At 57.3% G+C, this 17,337-nt stretch carries 15 protein-coding genes and 5 pseudogenes; 9 read left to right on the top strand and 11 right to left on the bottom strand.

Translation table 11 applies throughout. The features are described from left to right. Positions 1-18: 18 nt before the first annotated feature. The gene (locus SULPSESMR1_RS22095) at positions 19-1,185 is read right to left on the bottom strand and encodes an ABC transporter substrate-binding protein (RefSeq protein ID WP_089423213.1); all 1,167 of its coding nucleotides are present in this window, start codon (positions 1,183-1,185) and stop codon (positions 19-21) included. A 352-nt stretch (positions 1,186-1,537) separates the two neighbouring features. Between SULPSESMR1_RS22095 and SULPSESMR1_RS25300 the strand changes: the two genes are divergently transcribed. Further along, complete coding sequence (locus SULPSESMR1_RS25300; RefSeq protein WP_162791866.1) at positions 1,538-1,693, top strand: hypothetical protein; 156 nt, start codon at positions 1,538-1,540, stop codon at positions 1,691-1,693. 358 nt (positions 1,694-2,051) lie between these two features. On the opposite strand, the gene SULPSESMR1_RS22085 is transcribed toward SULPSESMR1_RS25300, so the two are convergent. The 5 genes and pseudogenes from SULPSESMR1_RS22085 to repA all read right to left on the bottom strand — a co-directional run bounded on the left by SULPSESMR1_RS22085 (position 2,052) and on the right by repA (position 8,403). Beyond that, positions 2,052-2,492, bottom strand: a complete 441-nt coding sequence (locus SULPSESMR1_RS22085; protein WP_089423211.1) for a hypothetical protein — start codon at positions 2,490-2,492, stop codon at positions 2,052-2,054. A gap of 101 nt (positions 2,493-2,593) precedes the next feature. Then, positions 2,594-4,772 (bottom strand): annotated as a pseudogene (locus tag SULPSESMR1_RS22080) (ParB/RepB/Spo0J family partition protein). Between the two features lie 144 nt (positions 4,773-4,916). Further along, positions 4,917-6,002: a plasmid replication protein RepC gene (gene repC, locus SULPSESMR1_RS22075; protein WP_089423210.1), complete on the bottom strand. Its 1,086-nt coding sequence runs from the start codon at positions 6,000-6,002 to the stop codon at positions 4,917-4,919. 227 nt (positions 6,003-6,229) lie between these two features. After that, entirely contained in the window at positions 6,230-7,204 is a 975-nt protein-coding gene (repB, locus tag SULPSESMR1_RS22070; protein ID WP_089423258.1) for a plasmid partitioning protein RepB, read from the bottom strand. After that, positions 7,204-8,403: a plasmid partitioning protein RepA gene (gene repA, locus SULPSESMR1_RS22065; protein ID WP_089423209.1), complete on the bottom strand. Its 1,200-nt coding sequence runs from the start codon at positions 8,401-8,403 to the stop codon at positions 7,204-7,206. Before repA ends, repB begins: the two co-directional genes overlap by 1 nt. Positions 8,404-8,759: 356 nt before the next feature. Between repA and SULPSESMR1_RS22060 the strand changes: the two are divergent. Both SULPSESMR1_RS22060 and nadS read left to right on the top strand, forming a co-directional pair. After that, positions 8,760-9,101 (top strand): annotated as a pseudogene (locus SULPSESMR1_RS22060) (type II toxin-antitoxin system RelE/ParE family toxin). After that, positions 9,098-9,391 (top strand): NadS family protein, encoded by a 294-nt coding sequence (nadS, locus tag SULPSESMR1_RS22055; RefSeq protein WP_089423208.1) that lies wholly within the window; start codon positions 9,098-9,100, stop codon positions 9,389-9,391. Before SULPSESMR1_RS22060 ends, nadS begins: the two are co-directional and overlap by 4 nt. A gap of 45 nt (positions 9,392-9,436) precedes the next feature. Here the strand turns inward: nadS and SULPSESMR1_RS22050 are convergent, their stop codons facing one another. Continuing rightward, positions 9,437-10,321, bottom strand: a complete 885-nt coding sequence (locus SULPSESMR1_RS22050; protein ID WP_089423207.1) for a recombinase family protein — start codon at positions 10,319-10,321, stop codon at positions 9,437-9,439. Positions 10,322-10,760: 439 nt separating this feature from the next. Next, on the bottom strand, positions 10,761-11,900 hold the full coding sequence (locus SULPSESMR1_RS22045) for a tyrosine-type recombinase/integrase (RefSeq protein ID WP_240311247.1): 1,140 nt from the start codon (positions 11,898-11,900) through the stop codon (positions 10,761-10,763). Positions 11,901-12,475: 575 nt separating this feature from the next. Between SULPSESMR1_RS22045 and SULPSESMR1_RS22040 the strand changes: the two genes are divergently transcribed. Beyond that, a complete protein-coding gene (locus SULPSESMR1_RS22040) occupies positions 12,476-13,129 on the top strand; it encodes a 5-formyltetrahydrofolate cyclo-ligase (RefSeq protein ID WP_089423206.1) in 654 nt (217 codons plus the stop codon). Positions 13,130-13,196: 67 nt separating this feature from the next. On the opposite strand, the gene SULPSESMR1_RS22035 is transcribed toward SULPSESMR1_RS22040, so the two are convergent. Both SULPSESMR1_RS22035 and SULPSESMR1_RS25295 read right to left on the bottom strand, forming a co-directional pair. Next, positions 13,197-13,577: a group III truncated hemoglobin gene (locus tag SULPSESMR1_RS22035; protein WP_345889511.1), complete on the bottom strand. Its 381-nt coding sequence runs from the start codon at positions 13,575-13,577 to the stop codon at positions 13,197-13,199. A gap of 20 nt (positions 13,578-13,597) precedes the next feature. Then, entirely contained in the window at positions 13,598-13,753 is a 156-nt protein-coding gene (locus tag SULPSESMR1_RS25295; protein ID WP_198362919.1) for a hypothetical protein, read from the bottom strand. Between the two features lie 81 nt (positions 13,754-13,834). On the opposite strand from SULPSESMR1_RS25295, the gene SULPSESMR1_RS22030 reads away from it, so the two are divergent. Next, positions 13,835-14,263, top strand: a complete 429-nt coding sequence (locus SULPSESMR1_RS22030) for an RrF2 family transcriptional regulator (RefSeq protein WP_089423204.1) — start codon at positions 13,835-13,837, stop codon at positions 14,261-14,263. Positions 14,264-14,463: 200 nt separating this feature from the next. Here the strand turns inward: SULPSESMR1_RS22030 and SULPSESMR1_RS25630 are convergent. Beyond that, positions 14,464-14,640: pseudogene (locus SULPSESMR1_RS25630) on the bottom strand (IS6 family transposase); the annotation flags it as partial. 195 nt (positions 14,641-14,835) lie between these two features. Here SULPSESMR1_RS25630 and SULPSESMR1_RS22020 point away from each other — a divergent pair. The 4 genes and pseudogenes from SULPSESMR1_RS22020 to SULPSESMR1_RS25895 form a co-directional block, all read left to right on the top strand. Beyond that, a pseudogene (locus SULPSESMR1_RS22020) lies at positions 14,836-15,015 on the top strand (DDE-type integrase/transposase/recombinase); the annotation flags it as partial. A gap of 276 nt (positions 15,016-15,291) precedes the next feature. Next, positions 15,292-15,801 (top strand): RNA polymerase sigma factor, encoded by a 510-nt coding sequence (locus tag SULPSESMR1_RS22015; RefSeq protein ID WP_089423203.1) that lies wholly within the window; start codon positions 15,292-15,294, stop codon positions 15,799-15,801. A gap of 77 nt (positions 15,802-15,878) precedes the next feature. Further along, positions 15,879-16,859 (top strand): FecR family protein, encoded by a 981-nt coding sequence (locus SULPSESMR1_RS22010; RefSeq protein WP_089423202.1) that lies wholly within the window; start codon positions 15,879-15,881, stop codon positions 16,857-16,859. A 197-nt stretch (positions 16,860-17,056) separates the two neighbouring features. Next, positions 17,057-17,332 (top strand): annotated as a pseudogene (locus tag SULPSESMR1_RS25895) (hypothetical protein); the annotation flags it as partial. Positions 17,333-17,337: the final 5 nt, after the last annotated feature.

Here is a 17,337-nt window from a genome sequence, read left to right as displayed (position 1 = left end):
CACCGGTCCGCCTCAGGGTTATTGGGTCCAGCCCAGATCCCCGACTGTGGCGATGACACCCTTTTCGCGGTTCACCAACTCACCAGTGGTGCTGTCGCGTTCCACTTCACGGATGTAAACGTTCTGAATGACAGTGCGGGTGTCCGAGTCCATCTTGACGGTCCCACGCGGGCTTTCCCATTCCAGACCAAGCGCCGACTCCACCGCCGCAGGTCCGTCGCTGCCTGCCGCCGCAACCATCTGGTAAATCAGATGCGTGCCGTCATATGCCCCGACCGAAGCCCAATTCGCGACCGCATCCGGGAAGAGCTCTGTCAGTTTCGCTTTGAAGTCTCGATTCATGTCGGAGTCATGTGCGCCGGAGTAGTGATAGGCTGTGGTCAGCCCAATAGCGTCGTCGCCCAACCCCTGCAGGTTGACTTCTTCCGTTTCGGCTGTGCCCAGGAACTTGATCCCGGCCTGGGCCAGGCCATTCTCGTTATAGGTTTTTGTATAGGTAAACGTTGGCGGACCGCCCGGCAGGAAAGTGAAGACCGCATCCGGATCAGCATCCCGCACACGCTGGATAAACGGTGTGAAATCAGTGGTCGAAAGTGGCATGCGGATGGCGTCCACCACCTCTCCGCCCTTGGCCTCGAATGCCGCCTTGAACGCATTCTCGGCATCAATTCCAGGGCCATAGTCGGAAACGGTTATCGCAACCGTTCGCATGCCCTGATCGTAAGCCCACTCGGCCAGCGGTGCGGACACCTGCCAGAGTGTGTAGCTTGTACGTAGGAAATAACCGCTCTCTTTGTTGATCGAAGAGGTAGCGGCGTTGAAAATGACTGTTGGGGTCTGGCTCTGCTCGATCAGCGGCGCCACAGCCAAAGCGTTGGGTGTGAAAGTGAAGCCGGCGAGGTAATCAACCTGCTCACGGATCAACAGTTCCTGCGCCAGAGCGCGCGAGTTGTCAGGGTTCGGACCGCCGACATCCTTGTAGATAAATTCTATCTCGTGCTCGCCTGCGGCAGTTCCGTTCTGCGCGACATAGGTTTCAATCGCTTCGCGGTATTGCTTGCCATATATGGCAAACGGACCGGAGAACGGCGCAATGACACCCACCTTAATCGTGTCGGCAAAGACCGCGCTTGAAGCGGCGACGCTGATCGCGGCGACAAGCGCCGCTGTGATAATACGGTTCATGACTTCCTCCCAGGATGACGCCATCCCCTCCCAAGGACAGCCAGTTGATGAATCAACTTCAGACACACTAGCAAAGGCAATTGATGAGTCAACTCATTTATGCGCGGGAAAGTAATGTTATATTTGACAACAGGCGACGCCGTTCATCCTGACGTTGTAGCAGTCGCAGTTCCTCTGGCGATATCGTGGCTTTCAGCGGATCGGCGATGTTCCTTCGACGGTCCGCTGTTACGGATATCTCACCGGTGCCGCGCGAGAGCGCGGCGACGCTGCAGTAGGCGTGTCTGCGCCTCCGCGTGAGTCTGCCTAGGTAACCGTGGGCCTAAGCCCACGGGTCAATCTCAACCAGCACATGAACTTCGTCGCCATCGATTTCATCGGCGGGGACCGCGCTGAAGGTTCCATCCCCTGCCTGGAAGACGACGATCGAGACCATGAGCGTGGCGGCGAGGGATCGACGCATGTCGTCGACGCGAAGGCCCGAATACTGGCTGACATCACCGGGTGAGTTCGGACTTGCTCCGAAGCCGCCCGGCGGCACGGGCTCGCCCGTAGTCCGACCCCTCGTGGGTTGATCTCGAAGACGGGATTCGGGCCAAGGAAGGGAATGGCGAGCGGGGGATGGTCCCCTGACGACTGGAGCCTGTTGTCCCACCGATGCTTTTGCCTCCAGCTTCCCGGCCAAGCTCTTGGTTGGAGACGTCCTTCCTTGGGGATGGTTCCTTAGGCGCCCCGCGAACTCAAAGGACAAGGTTGTGATGGATGAGAGGCCCGCGCTTTGACGGGCCCCTCGGTTTCAGTTGGGCTCAGGCGGCCAGATCCGCGCCCCCTGCCCTTTCGCTGTTTTCATCGCCGACGATTTCAAGTCACGCATTGCGGTATCCTTCCTTGGCGATCCAGAGCTCGGCCGCAGTGACGGACTCCGCCAGATGCAGCAGCTCAGTGTCGCCGCCGAAGTCCAGAAGCACGCGCACCTGCCCGGGCTTCGGGTCCTCGGTCACCTCGAAGACGAGGGCGCTGTCAGCAGAATGGCTGCGCATGATGGTGACTACGGCGTCATCGCTTTGCGAAACGCCGGTGATCACCCCGTCCGAGGAGAAGTTACCTTCATGCAGCATGAACGACGCGGGAGCCGTCCATGTCGGATAGGGCCGGGGTGGTTCCTTTTTCACGAGGCGGCCGACGCCGTTCGAGCGCTCCCAAGCTGCCAACTTCTTGGTGAAGCGCGCCGGCGGCTTGGGGCTGCCGTCTGTGTAACGAATGAGCGCCCCGAGGGGTGCGGTGGCGATGATGGTTGTTGCAGACATGATTCCTCATTCCGAATGCGAGTACTCGCACTCATCTTATTGATATTGTTACGTTATAGGGTGATTTTGGGGACAGAGTACCCGCCCCCTTCTGGATCAGGTTACTCTGCGGCCAGCATCGACGCGCCTTGAGCAGGCAGGTCATCTGTCAGGAACGCGGGAAGTTCAGCCTCACTGACGCTGTCAGCTACTTCGGCATCCGCCCCCTGCCCTTCGGCACGGTCCTCATCGTCCAGCGCCACGAGATCGTTCCGGCGCAGGACCTCGGGCAACCAGCCGCTGCCCTTCAGCAAGCGCTCGGCCTCACTGGCCATCTCGCCCTTTTTCAGGTGATCGAGAAGCTGGGCAGTCCCCTCCCCTCTCGCCTCGCGCACCGCCTCGAGGATGCGGACCTTGGGCACGCGGTTGAGATAGGTGTCGACCGTCGGCTCCCAGCCCGCCTCGACCATGTCGAGACCTGTGGCACGCGCCACGAGATCGGCGTGCGCCATACGCCGGGTCAGACCGCCAGCAGAGATGCCTGCCCCGTAAGGGTTCACCTTCTCATGCAGCGCGTTGACGCCGAAGCTGAGGCAATGCGCCAGCAGGGCCAGCCGACTGCCCTGGTCGAGGACCGTCAGATAGTCCCAGAGTGCCGCATCATCGCCAAGCGGCAGATCGGCTTCCCATTCCGCGTGACGCTCGTCGACCAGCTTGGCCACCACGCTGTCCTTCAGATCGGGCGCCTGCGCCGACATGTAGACCAGACGCACGGATGCCTCGAGACAGCTGCCCGAAGCGGAGGAGCTGCGGAAGGTGTCCGTCACCAGCTTCAGAAGCAGCAGCGTCAGCGCGACATCCGGCGAGCGCCCGATCGCTTCACGCAGCGCCAGCGTCCGATGGGCCGTCAACTCCATGACCAACCGCTCGGGCAGTGGCTTCAGCGCTCCGTCATCCTCATCCTCCGGCAAGTCAGCTCCGATCGGCTGGCCACCCGACATGATGACGGTTCCGCCATGAGCGGCACTGCCATGGCCATCGGTGAGATCACGATAATATCCCTGCCCCGCCACCGCAGGATCAGTACCATCCTGGACCGCAGTCTCCTCAACGGGCTCATCCTCTGGGCGCACATACCCGCGATAGACTGCCAGCGCGCCGTAGCGGTCGAGCGTGACGAACGTCCCTGCCCGTCCGATTTCCAAGGGGTCGAAGATCAACGGCCGGGACTCGATCTTTTCCATTTCTGCTTCCAACACGCCAAGCCGCGTGTCGATCTCGTCGGGGATTTCATCCTGCCCTGCGTATTCCTCCTCGAGCGCCCGGTACTCGTCGAGCAGCTTGGCATGAGCCGCACCTTCGTCATCCGTCATCGGTGCCGGATCACCGGACAGGGACCGCAGGCCGTGGCTGTAGCCGTAGGGCAGGTCAAGCGCGACCTCGATCCACTTCCAGCCCTCAACCGCAACCGTCTCAGCCTCGGCCTGGAGTTTTTCCGTCACCAGCCGATCGAGCAGGGAAGGGTCCTCGAGCCAGCCACCGTCATCGCCCTGAAAGAGGTCATGCAACATCGTGCCGCCCGCCGCTTCATAGGCCTCAACACCCACAAAGACCGCGCGTCGGTCGGACGCCCGGACCGAGGTCTCGGTCAGCATGCGCCGGATTTGGAATGGTTTCCTTGTTCCAGGATGAATGGATCACATCCCAGACCTGAACTTGACGCGCGTGATCGGGGTTCACGGTGAAGGCCATGAGCTGCTCCAGCGTCATGCCATCCTCGGCGTAGATATCAAGCAGGGAAGGGGCGACGGAGGCAAGTTTGAGGCGCTGCTTCACGATTTGCAGCGTCACGAAGAAGGCGGCAGCAATCTCAGCATCGCTCTGACCGTTGTCGCGCAGTGACACAAACGCGCGGAACTGGTCGAGCGGGTGCAGAGCGACGCGTTGCATGTTTTCTGCAAGGGAATCGTCCTCGGCCAGGATCGCGGACCCCGCATCCCGCACGATGCAGGGAATGGGCGTCGTCTTCGCCAACCGCTTTTGCTTCACCAGCAAGGACAATGCTTGGAACCGGCGGCCACCGGCCGGGATCTCGAACTTGCCGGTTTCGGTCCCCTCGTCAGCCAACACGGGCCGCACGCTCAGGCTCTGCAACAGACCGCGGCGGGCGATGTCTTCGGCCAGTTCCTCGACAGACACGCCAGCCTTGATGCGCCGCACGTTGGACTGGCTCAGCACCAGCTTGTCGAAAGGGATATCCCGGGACGGGGACAGGGTGATTTTCTGGACAGCTTTCGTCATTAGATCTTCTCCACGACGGGCGCCGGAAGCAACTCTCCCGATCTCACTTCCCGTCACCTTCAAACCAACACTCCTTTCCCTCTCAAAAAGTGCCCTTACTGGCCGTAGGCAACGATTGTTGTTCTTAAATTTAAGAATAACATCTCAAGTTGTCCGCGGACAATTGTTAGCGCGCAGGTCATGTGATGCGGCAAGTTGTCGGATAAGTCGCACTGGATCAAATCCTTCGCTTTTACTTCCAATGGTTATGGCTCTGAAATAAGCACCTGCTTTCTTGATGCGATCATAAAACTGCATCATTGCCCAAATCGTTGTCGCTGTGGCCAATGGCCCGATATGGTCTTGTGCAGTCTGATAGGTTCGGTCATCGATCCCGATCATGGGTGCGAGACTGCGTGCATGGGCGATGACGTCAGCAAAGCTTTCGATCTTTCTTAGTGCATATTGGCCAGCCTCTGGACAGCTTGCCAACAGTTCTGGGACTGATAGCGGCAGTTGGTCTGTATGTGCAGGTGGCTCTTCTTTATCAATATGTTCTTTATTTGAGTTATGATGGTGCCGGACATTTTGGCTGTCTGCGGCGGACATTTTTATTGTTCCGGTATCAGTGTGCTCAGCAGGCAAGGGCGCGGTGTCCAGGTCTGCCAAGAGGTTTTCGCAAGCCTCAAGTGTCAGTTTGCGGCGCAGCAGTCGCAGGGCCTGTGTTCCGTCAGGATGGTTTGGATCTTGGCTTACTAGTTCATTGGCCACGGCGCGGATCTTTGTCTTGATATAGGCGATCTGTTCTTGCTGTGCGGTGGCATCGGCAGCTAATGCAGCAATCTGCGGGAGTTGTTTATAGAGCGGCGACAAGTCAAAACCGAAACGGAGCATTGTGCCTGCTTGGCTGTTCGTCTTGGTAAAGCGTTTTCGGTTGGGGCTGTCGTGACGGGTCAACAGACCGGCTTCTTGCAAGACCAAGACATGTCGCCGGATCGTGCGGTCCGAAATACCGTTGCGGCGGAAGGTCAATGTAGCGTTTGACGCAAAAACTGTGTGGTGCTTGCGTTTAGGGGGTAAGCAAGAGATCATTGCATCCAGCGTTGCAATTATTGGTGGGGTCAACCCAATCAGCGGTGCGGCCCTGCGCAACAGATCAATCACAATATGTCGGTCGGGAGTCGGATTGTCCGCGGACAATACTGGACTTGCCCGCTCCCCAAAGGGGGCGGTGGCGGGAATAAAAGCCATGATTTTTTCACGACAACCGGTCGAGAAAGCTCCCGGTGTTCACAATTTCCTGTGAAAAGGCTGCAGTTTTAACTCAACCGAATCGGTTGTTATTGACTGACGGGGAAAAGCTGCTAAATCTGTAAGTGCAAAGAACAGATTGGGCCTTCCTTGGGTGACCTTGGGGGGCTCTTTCTTTTTGGGCTGTTTTCGTGCTCCTTGTTGTTGTTTTCTACTGCGTCGATGGCTCAATCAGGCTCTTTGCCTGTCTGCCACGCCTGATACAGGCGCTTGAGCGTGGTTTCTGCGTTTTCATGCATCCACCGGGCAAATTCGGGTGTCTGGGTTTTGGAAAGTTTAACCGTCAGCGCGCGGGTTGAATCCTTGATTTCTGCCAACTGTGTGCCGTCATCGGCCAGTACTGACAGGGCTGGGGCTCGGGACTGTGCCTGCGCACCCTTGCGATGTTGTGCGGCGGCGGTGCTGATGCGAGAGAATCTGTCATCTGATTGTGTGAACTTCTCCAAATCAAGAGCTGCAACAATGGCAATCAAATCGATCCCGTCATTGCGCACTTGGTCTGCCAGATCTTCCCAGCGCCGACGACCGATCCCATGCGCCGATCCGATACATTTGATCACCTGTTCAGGAATTGCGCGGGCCACCTTAGCCATGCGCGACAGCATCGGCTTATCGATTGCCAGAGCATCAAGGATCACTGGCTGCTCGTAGCCGGTATCGGCCAACTCAGCAGCGAACAGCGCCTTTTCGATAAAGCTGGGATCTAGACGTTCCGTGTTCTCCTGCCCCTGCGCCAGCACCGCTTCGGCGTCCGACAGGGACCGGACCAAAGCTTTGGCTGGGATGCCCAGAACGCGCAAAGCGCGTAACCGGCGACGGCCATAGATGATCTGGAACAGACCCGGCTGATTGGGGGCAGGACGTACCATGATTGGTACTTGTTGGCCGTGTTGGCGGATACTTTCGGCCAGACTCGCGACATCGGCGTCGCTGAACGCCAGTCGATCCTTCGGCCCATCCTCGACAATCTGGTCAACCGGAATATCGCGCACTGCATTGCTCGACAAATCCTTAAGAGTGGATTTCATCCCGGACATCGCGCCAGTGTTTGGAAACCGGCTGCGCGCTTCGGCTGGCGCAGCCTTGGTTTCGGCGGCGGCGTCGGGCGGGACAGGGGGTTGGAACAGGTTTCTGCGTGCCATCACTCAGCCTTTCTGCCCCAGGCGGCCTGGATCGTCTTTTCAAACTCATCAGCCACGCCGTTCACGCTTTCCAAGATGCGGTCACGGGTCTTTTTCACCACCTGACTGGGGTCAAGTTCATAAATCGTCTGCTGCGTCATGCCCGCATCTGAAATCGCGGTGGATTTCAGCATCGGCATGGTCAAGACCTGATCCAACAGGATCGAGCGAAGAAATCCTGCCATCTGGGATTGCGGCACATCGGTCGGTTCATAGCGTGCAATCAAGAATTTCAGGAACGACCAGTCAATCGGACCGGTGGCCTCCTCCAGAGTTTGGACAGTTTCACCAGCCATTTCAAGGAATTGCGCCATAGATGCCACATCCAGCATGCTGGGCACCACCGTGATCAGCAACCCGGTTGAGGCCAGTAGCGCCGTCATCGTGGTAAAACCCAGTTGTGGCGGGCAATCGATGATGACGATGTCATAATCCGCTTCAATCTCGTCCAGCGCGATCGCCAAACGCTGTGTGAACGGCGGGTCCAGCTTATGCTGTAGCGCATAGGCTGTTTCGGTCTCATATTCGGACAGCAACAATCCCGCCGGAGCAAGGTCAAGATTGTGGAAATAGGTTTTGCGCACCACTTGGCTTAATGGCACCGGGTCCTGGTATCTTAACGAATCGTAAATTGTGCCGGTTTCGGCAAATTCGATCTCGGGGCGGTAGCCGAACATCGTGGTCAGGCTGGCCTGGGGGTCCATATCTACCGCCAGCACGCGATAGCCACGTAACGCATAGCGTTGCGCCAGATGGATGGCCGTCGTGGTCTTGCTGGAACCACCCTTGAAATTGACGATGGAGATCACCTGCAAGGCATCACCATTCCGGCGGCCAGGTAGATAGGTTGCGCCATTCCGCCCGGTGCGGGCCATTACATGCCGGATTTGGTCAATTTCGGTGGCGGAATAGAGCCTACGCCCGCGCAGATCGGTCTGAACCTCGGGAAAATCGCCTTCTTGATGGCGAGTGCGCAGATTGGACATGCTGATGCCGGTCAGTTCGGATACCTCGGCAGGGTGGAACTTGCGCAGGACTTTGCGGCTGTCGGGCTGAAAACTATTGCGCATATGTACGTTCAACGCCTCTGAGAGGCGAGCCGCATGGGCCGCAATCGTCGTAGCGATGGTCTCTGCCTTGGGTGTTTGTGGTTCCGTCACTATACTGCCCTTCAGACCTCTTGGTGGGTCATCGTCATTTTGTCGCAAGATCGCGCAATTTCCGCGTTTATGCGTCAATGAAAACTTTTGCACGCAACTTCTCTGCAGGCAACAGTTTTTTGTTATCGCTCCCTGATCATCGCTTGATCTGTCATGCCAAGAGGAAATTGTAAGTCACTGAATATAAAACATATTCACCACTAACTTTCATCAAATATCGATATGTAGTATCTCCTGCGTACTTTGTCCCAAGCTGTTGCGGTGACGCCAATCTACGAATCATCGGCTTGTCGTTTCCGCATCCTGACTATACGTCATTGACATATATGCCACTGAAATCTATATGGTGAAGAACGATGACAAGATTGCAAACAGTAGTCGAACTGGCCGAATTTCAGAGACGCGCCAAAGCAATCATGTCGGACCAAGAACGCGAGGCTGCAATTAACTACATTGCTGCCAACCCGGAAGCTGGTGTCTCTCTCTGAGGAGGGCTGCGTAAGGTCCGTATTCCAAGAGTAGGGGGCGGCAAGAGCGGCGGCTTCAGGACGATGTACGTATTTGGTGGAGCCCACATGCCGATCTTTCTGCTTACGGTGTTTGCCAAGAACGAAAAGGCCAATCTGTCGAAGTCCGAACAGTCAATGGCGGTCGAGATGAGCAAAATGCTTATCGCAAAGTATGGAGACGCAATATGAGTGTATTTGAATCCGTGTCCAAGGGCCTGGAAGAGGCGTTGGCATTTGCGGATGGCGACACCTCCGGTGCTAAGGTCCACAAGGTGTCGGTTGCTGACGTCGACGTGGTCGAAGTTCGCCAGAGAACTGGTCTCTCACAGGCAGAATTCGCCAAAAGCATAGGCGTGGCGAAAGGCACGCTTTTGAACTGGGAACATGGGCGCAGACACCCGACAGGCCCCGCTCAAGTCCTGCTGGCCTTGATCGCAAAAAAGCCATCTGTCGTGCAGGATCTGCTGCGGAGCGCTTAATCTCGGGCGCAAGTAACAGTTTTTATGGTCGCGTTGCCCTTGAATTTACCCCAGCAACCCCAACTTCTCCGCGCGCTCCAACAGCATGTTGACCGATGACGGCTGCCAGCTTGTGCGCCCGCGGGGCGTGCGCTCGCGCATCGCTTCCAGCCGGGTGCAGACCGCCTTAAGCGTGATGTCGGGATCCGCGCCCTTGATCGCGGCAACGATGGCGGGCAGGCGGTCGTCGGTTTCGCGGCGCCCGGCGCGGGCCAGCACCTCGGCAGACAGGAAGCCGTCGCGGACATAGGCCTTCACAGCGCGCAGGAGATGGCTTTGGGTCCAGCGACGCGACTCGGGCAAGAGGCCGTTGATGATGCGCACTACGTCTTCCCAGGCCAAGTCGGGTCGCAACCGGCGCACATGGGGCACCCAATCTTGAGCCGTCTCGTTCAGACGCTCCATGTAGCCGTCCTGTCGCGCCAGCCGCACTTTGCGAAGAGCAGCGGGGTCTTTGGCCCGCAGCCCAGGGTTCCCGCCCACGCGGCCCTTTGTGCGCGCGCTGGCGAGACCGGCCTTGGTGCGTTCCCGGATCAGGGCGCGCTCAAACTCGGCCGCGGCCCCCAGCACTTGCAACGTGAACTTGCCCTGCGGGGATCCGGTGTCGATGGGGTCCTGGATCGAGCGGAAGAAAGCACCCTTGGCCTCCAGCCGCTCGATCACCTCCAGCAGATGCGACAGCGACCGCGCCAGTCGGTCGATCCGAACGACCACCAGCGTGTCGCCCTTGCCGATGCGTTCCAACACCCGCGCAAGCACAGGCCGCGCGCGATTTCCGCCCGAGGCCTGTTCTTCATGGATCTCGGCGCAACCCGCGGATTTCAGGGCCTGCGACTGGGGCAGGGGGAGTTGATCCTCGGTTGAGACCCGGGCGTAACCTATCAGGGGCATCAAAACAGTCTTTTTGCAGTTTTATATATTGCTACTAAACGACCGTTTGTAAATGAATGCAAGAAAGTGCTCTCACGTTGTGTTCGTCCATGGTCCCTTGGTTTCCTAGCGCTGACCGCGATCTGAGAGTTTCCACCGGCAGTCGCGCGCGCATTCTATATAATGAGCGGCGGCAACCGTCACAAAATCACTTGGGTAATGTGCAAAAAAATAGTATTTTGCACATATGAAGCCACAACCGTCTGCATTGACTGATGATTTCGATGACCCCCTCATCACAATCGAGGAGGATGAAGAGGCTCACGAAGAGGATCTCTGGTTTTTGCCTGGGCCACCCGATGTCGCGTTTAGTTCCCGATTTCAATTGAAGCAGTAAGCTGAAACTGAAGCGCTGGAATTTCATCTTAGCGCTTCACCAACGCGTCAAGATTCCTGAGCTTCACAGCCCTGAGGCTTTGGTCAGGTTCACCCTGAACCTGTCGCGCCTGCGCTGGTAGCGCCGGGTCATCTCGGCCGACGCATGTCCGAGTTGCTTTTGAACATAGCGCTCATCAACCTCTGCCGACGAGGCGAGCCCGGCACGTAAGGAATGGCCGGAGAACATCGCCAACCGTTTAGCTTCCGGCAGATCAGATCTGACGCCACTCTTCAGAACGGTCGCCTTGATCAGCCGGGCGACGTGCTTGTCGGAAAGTCGTGTCTCGAGGGCGCGTTTGCCGTCCCGCGACGTACGCACGAAAACCGGCCCGAAGTCGATCTTTGCAAAATACAGCCATTGCTCAAGTGCGTGGACAGGACAGGTCTGGTCGCTTGAGCCGCGCCCGACCTCGACCTCGCGCCACCCGGTCTTGGCGTTCAGCGTCAGCAGAGCGCCATCTTCGAAAATCTCGATCCAACCGCCGGAGTCCGGTGTATCATCCTTGTGCACGTCAAGGCTCACGATCTCGGAGCGACGGAGACCTCCAGCATAGCCCAGAAGTAAGATCGCCCGGTCTCGAAGCCCGCGGAGATCATAGGGAAGGGTGCCCACCATGGCCTGGATGTCCTCCGGCAGGATCGCTTCCTTCTGAACCGGCGGACGCGCGTGTTTGCGCCTAATCCCGGCCAGAACGGTGGCGACATGGCGGTCCTTGCGATCAAGAGTGAACCCTCGCTGCCTGTAATTCCAAGCGAGGCCGGAGAGGCGCCGCTCAATGGTGGAGACCGAGAGAGCAGGGGCCTTCCCGGTCGCGGCGGCCAGGTCCGCCACATAGAGCCCGACCATCTCGGGCGAGGAGGGCAGGGGATCCGTCCCTTTCAGCCGGCACCAGCGGGTGAAGTGTTTCCAGTCGGCCGAGTAGGCCTTGTTGGTGTTCTCAGCTGTAGAGGCCTCGGCGTAGTCGCGCGCGGTGTCGATCAGCCGGTCGAGCGCGCCGGAGCCGGCCACATGAGCGGGCAGAGCGATTGAGGCTCGGTCCCGAGAGGTTCTCTCGTCGTGTTCGTCACTGTTCAGCGAGTCATAGGACGCTGAGCTCGAAATCTCTGCGTCAGACGCGTCGGAATCCTCGATTTTGGTGCCGTTATTCGTGAGACTGCTCATGTTTCCGAGCATATCATTTTTACGTCCGATAACGCAAGATTATTGGACATAATGGAGAGTGGTAAGGGGCGGCGGTTTATGCCTTAAAGTATATATAAATGCGCCGCAAGTAAGTCAGGCTGTCTGATGATCCTTGTCTCATAAAGGCAGAGTTCGGCAAACACGGGGTGGTTTTCTTCCGCGAAAGGGGACCCGCTCAGATTATGGAATTGGGCACCGTCATACGTCCCAGCTGTTCTTGAAAAACCAATGCCCCGCCGACATACTCAATCCAAATGAGGACGACCTCGCCTGGCCAGTCGGTTACACGCGTGACGGCCCGAACTTGCATTACAGGAGCCATTTTATGCGCAGCACCGCTAAGTTCGAGGTCATTGGTTTGATAGAAGTCGTATGGTTATTTGCCTGGCTGATTGACCGCCCCTTGGATGGCCCGGGCTCTTGGTCATACTCACTGTCACGTTAATGACGGCGTGGAGTTCCCTTTCCAATTTGGTCTTTGAGCAGATTTTGAATTAGCGGCACGAAGATTCACACAAGACGATATTATTGCGGGTCAGGTAGGGAGCGTAACGATGGAAGACGAGAGCGAGTTCATGAAAGGTACGTCACCCTGTTTTGCTCACCTTCTTGTCGACGGGCATCCTGTTGATCCTGCATTGGCACGGGATGTGGCGCGATTTCGACGGGCGGAGAGATCGCGTTTGGTTGCCGCGCGTTCATTGATGTCAGAGGAGCGGGTGCAGGGGACTGCAACCTTGATAGCAGAGCTAGAGGACATCATCACGCTACAGGATGGGCTGTGCATCGCGGTCTATTGGCCAATCCGGGGCGAGCCGGACCTGCGCCCTTGGATGTACAAGGTCCACGCTGCAGGAGGGCAGGTATTGCTGCCAGTGATGGTTGCCGAACAAGCGCCGCTCGAATTTCATACGTGGTGGCCGAATTGTCGGATGAAGCGCGGCTTGTGGAGTATTTTGGAACCTGCTGAGGGCGAGGCGCGTAGGCCCGACATCGTTGTAGCCCCTCTCGTAGGTGTCGACGAAGCGCTTTACCGGCTGGGCAATGGCGGTGGCTATTATGACCGCACGCTGGTCCGTCTGGAACCGCGTCCGCGTGTCGTGGGTGTCGGGTTTGCGGGCTGTGTTGTGCCGACGATCTATCCCATGCCGTGGGATGTGCAGATGGATGTAGTGGTGTTGTCTGACGGGGCGCGGCTGCAGCGGTGAGGGGTGTGATGTGCAGGCTTGTTTTTTCCCGCCATCCTATCTGCTGCCGCAACAGCGGCTTGTTTGATTAGGCGTTGCCGAGATAAGGCGTGGATCCCGCGCCGTCTTCCGGTAGGCCATACCTGAGTCCGCGTCCTATGCGGTGGGCGAGCGCAGACCAGGACTGAGCGAGTGGTTGCGGCAATTCTTGTTCGAGTACCGCGTCGAACAGGGAAAGCCAGACCGGAAAATGCTGCGATTTGACGTTGCCTGCGGCCAAATGCGCCTGCATCGGATTGCCGTCATAGCACCGTTGCAAGAGCAGGGCATTGCGCCAGAAACGGCCGATCTTTTTCTCATGTGTTGGCCAGTCTGACACATGCGCTTGAAACACTGGTCCAATCGACGGGTCCGCGCGGACCTGTGCGTAGAACTGGGATATGACGCGATCGATTTGCGTTTCGGTCACGGGAATGCGCGGCGGTATTGTCATGCCACGATGATCCAGACGACGGTAAGACTGAGCATCAGATAGACCACTGTGTTGATCATCCACCGGATCAGACCTGCGTCGCTCTCGGGATTGATGCCCAATTGTTCGCAGACTTTGGTCCCCGGCCAGAGGAAGACTTCAGATGCTGTCATCACAGTTCTCCTTAAATGAGTATTTCATTTGCGAATTATATAAGGCTGTCTATTCCGCATTACAAATGCTAAATATTATGGATGCAGTTGGACAAATTCACTGATTACGCCCTGCGCATCTTGATGACGCTGGCAGTCCGCGCGCCTGACCGGGTGCCAACATCCGAGATTGCGACGCTGTTTGAGCTGTCGGATCATCATCTGTCCAAGGTCGCCACGCAACTGGTGCGTGAGGGGTTCGTGGCCTCTGAACGGGGGCGAAACGGCGGGCTGGTGCTTTCGAGGAGTGCAGAGCAGATCAGCATCGGTGAGGTGGTACGTGCCATGAAGCGTGATGATCCGGTTGTTGAGTGTTTTGGAGCTAACCGATCCTGCCTGATCCTTCCCGTTTGCGGATTGCGAAATCCGCTTGTTGAAGCACAGGAGGCTTTTTTCGCCACGCTGGATCGATACACACTGGCCGAAGTAACGCGCGTGCGCGGGGCTTTGAAGGAATTGCTTTGCGTCTAGAGCGGGTAGCTTGGTGTTGTCACATTAACTCGCCCAGTCTGCGAGATTGGATACCGATAGGACATCAAGCGACGTTTGCCGCGGATTTCCAGGCCTCGAAAGCTTCGAGCCGATGGTAGCGGATGGTGAGAGCGGACCGGCGGCGGGCAGGGACGCAGAAAGAATTACGGGTTGCGGCCTGCATAGAGACGAAGCGCTGCGATCAGGGGGCCGAACTTGACGGTCCAGCGCCGGATCGTCTCGTACGAAACGTCCACGCCACGTTCCAGCATCATCTCCTCGACCTCGCGTAGGCTCAAGTTGAACCGGGCGTAGAGCCAGACAACATGAGCAATGATTTCGGGCGGAAACCGGTGGCGTTTGTAGCTGATTTTCACTGTCTGCGTCGATACCGCCTACGCTCAGATCAATGAACCAGCAACCTCAGGTCCGTTAATGTGACAACACCCATGAGATACTTCGGCCTGCCCGCCATTCGTGCTCCCAACACCCCAATCCCGGTGGATCAACTCTAACCCACATCGAGGCCTTATAAACCTCCGATTGGGGTGCCGAGATCATTCATGCCGGATAACAACGTTATTGAGCAGGATCACAGAGGCGTAAAACGACGGATCAGACCGATGTTGAGCTTCAAATCATTCAAATCGGCAACAGCGACTTTGGACGGGATTGAGACTGCGCACATGATCAGGAAAGGGCAGTTGGGCAGTGGTTGCCCCTTCGAGATCTATGCCAGTCTTGCGGCGTGACGCGCAACTGAGGCAACTTCTTTTTTGACGAGAGTGAACTTTGCTACGGAACCCTCCACTGAGGACTGGATGCTGTCGCCCGCTATCGGATTGGATAGCCTGTAAAGATGGGCTTTCCTTCTTTTTCTCTCCTCGCTACACTTTTCATAGCCAACTCAGACACTGCACCAGATGAATATGCGGGCCGAGGTCAAGCCAATCACTCTGTAGATGAGGACTTGGCATGGTTGACCGCCTGGCAAACACATACAATGCTCCGTTCTCGGAGAGCGTCTGATGGGCAGCTTGCTTGATCGCTGGGTTGCAGATCTTTTTCGCAATCACCACCGTGAGATGCTCTCTCGGGCGGCGCGGATCACAGGCGATCGCGATAGCGGTGAAGACGTGGTTCAATCGACATATGTAAAGCTCGTGGCCGGGGTCAAATCCGACCGTGAGATCACCAATCCCCGCGCCTATGCAATAACGGCGCTGCGGAGCGTGGCATTTGATTTTACCGCGAAACGCCATCGTGAATGGCTTTACCGGGTTGACCGTGAGGGGATGGACGATCTGGCAAGCAGCCATGACACGCAAGCACAGTTAGAGATGCGTGAACGGGTATTGTTGCTGGCCGTTCTGTTAAATGAATTACCCCGCGGTTGCGCCACCGCATTTCTCATGAACAAGCTCGAGGGCTTGACCCATCGCGAGATTGCGCAACGGATGGGGATTTCGACAAGCATGGTCGAAAAACACATCATGCGCGCGCTCAAACACTGCCGGAATGTGCTGCATGATCTGTAAAACTTGGAGAACGGGTTGAGGAATACCACCTCTGCGCTGGTCTATTGGAATAAGAGCAACAATTTGGAACGTCTCTCATGTCCAAGCTAACGCCTTCTCCAAAGCTGTCTGAAGAGTTGTCGGACGAAGCCCTTGGTTGGATCGTCAAGCTCAATTCCGGTGAAGCGACGATTGCGGACCGGCAAAAATATAATGTGTGGCGAGATCGCAGTCTCGCCCATACCGCAGCGGCGCTGGAGGCGGAATCCGTTTGGGATATGGCGGGACATGTGCATCGCGATCCGGTGTCCGACCGGATCGCCCCCGGACGGCGCGTGGCGCGGTTGACACGAAGGCAAGTCCTGAGTGGGTTGGCGGGCATCGCTGCGGTAGGGGTCAACGCACCTTGGATCAGCCGGCAAGCCGTGCGACTGATGGCAGACGAAGCAACTGGCTTTGCCGAGATCCGCACGATCACTTTGCCAGATCGCACACTGGTTGCACTGAACGCACGTTCGGCGCTCGATACCGATTTCAGGAACGGTCGTCGCAACGTGTTGCTGAAGCAGGGGCAGGGCTATTTCACTCGGCTGGATGACACCGACAAAGGCCCGTTCAACATTCACACACCCGAAGCCCGGATTGACCTTTCCACCGAGGGTGGAGTGGATGTGAATTACAACATGCCACGGGGTCAGATGGCTGTGGCGGCGGTGGATACTATAGCACAGGTCCGGTTCAACACACGAAGTCTACCTATTGAGATACAACCGGGCGCCCGTGCCGTGTTCGGTGTGGACGGTGCATTGATATCCATGACCGCCGGGACTGCGGGCAATGCGATCGCATGGCGGCAAGGTCTGTTGATCGCAGAGAACACATCCTTTGAAGAGATCATCGCCGGACTGCGGCCCTGGTATCCCGGGCGGATCATTGTCGCTGAAAGAGATGCCGCAATGAGTAGCAAAGTCAACGCGGTGCTTGATCTACACGATCCGGAAAGCGCATTGAACACGCTCGCGCGCGGTCTGCCGATCCGGCTGTACCGTGTTGGTCACCTTGTGACGATGATAACCTGAACATAGCGGGCTAGGTCCAGCCGGTAGATGGCAGCCTAACTTAAATTACCAATTTTTATAATGGCTTAAAAAATTACCTGATTATTATTATCAAGTACATTGAGGACTCCGTCCGCCTCAGCGGTCTATATATACGAGGAACCAAAAACATACCCAGCCATTTCCCTCGCCAGGACAAAATCAAAGAGGGACATTCCATGCTGGGTGCAAAGCCCCCCCGAAGACATAAAAATATTCACGTAGCGCTGCTTGCAACAACCATGCTGGCCTGCACTGCACCGGTGGCAGGTCATGCACAGGATCTGGCTGCCGTATCCGAATACCAACTCTCAATCCCGGCGCAACCCCTTGGCAGTGCGCTCAATGCCTTTGCCCGCGAAACGGGACTGCGCTTTGCCTATCCCGCAGAACTTGTCATCGGCAAATCCAGTCCGGGGCTAAGTGGTAACTACAGCCGCAGCGGTGCGCTCAGCCGGTT

The organism is Pseudosulfitobacter pseudonitzschiae (genome assembly GCF_002222635.1).
In the GTDB taxonomy this organism is placed as follows: domain Bacteria; phylum Pseudomonadota; class Alphaproteobacteria; order Rhodobacterales; family Rhodobacteraceae; genus Pseudosulfitobacter; species Pseudosulfitobacter pseudonitzschiae_A.
The sequence above is the reverse complement of the archived record's forward strand: the minus strand, read 5'-3'. Positions and strand labels throughout refer to the sequence as shown.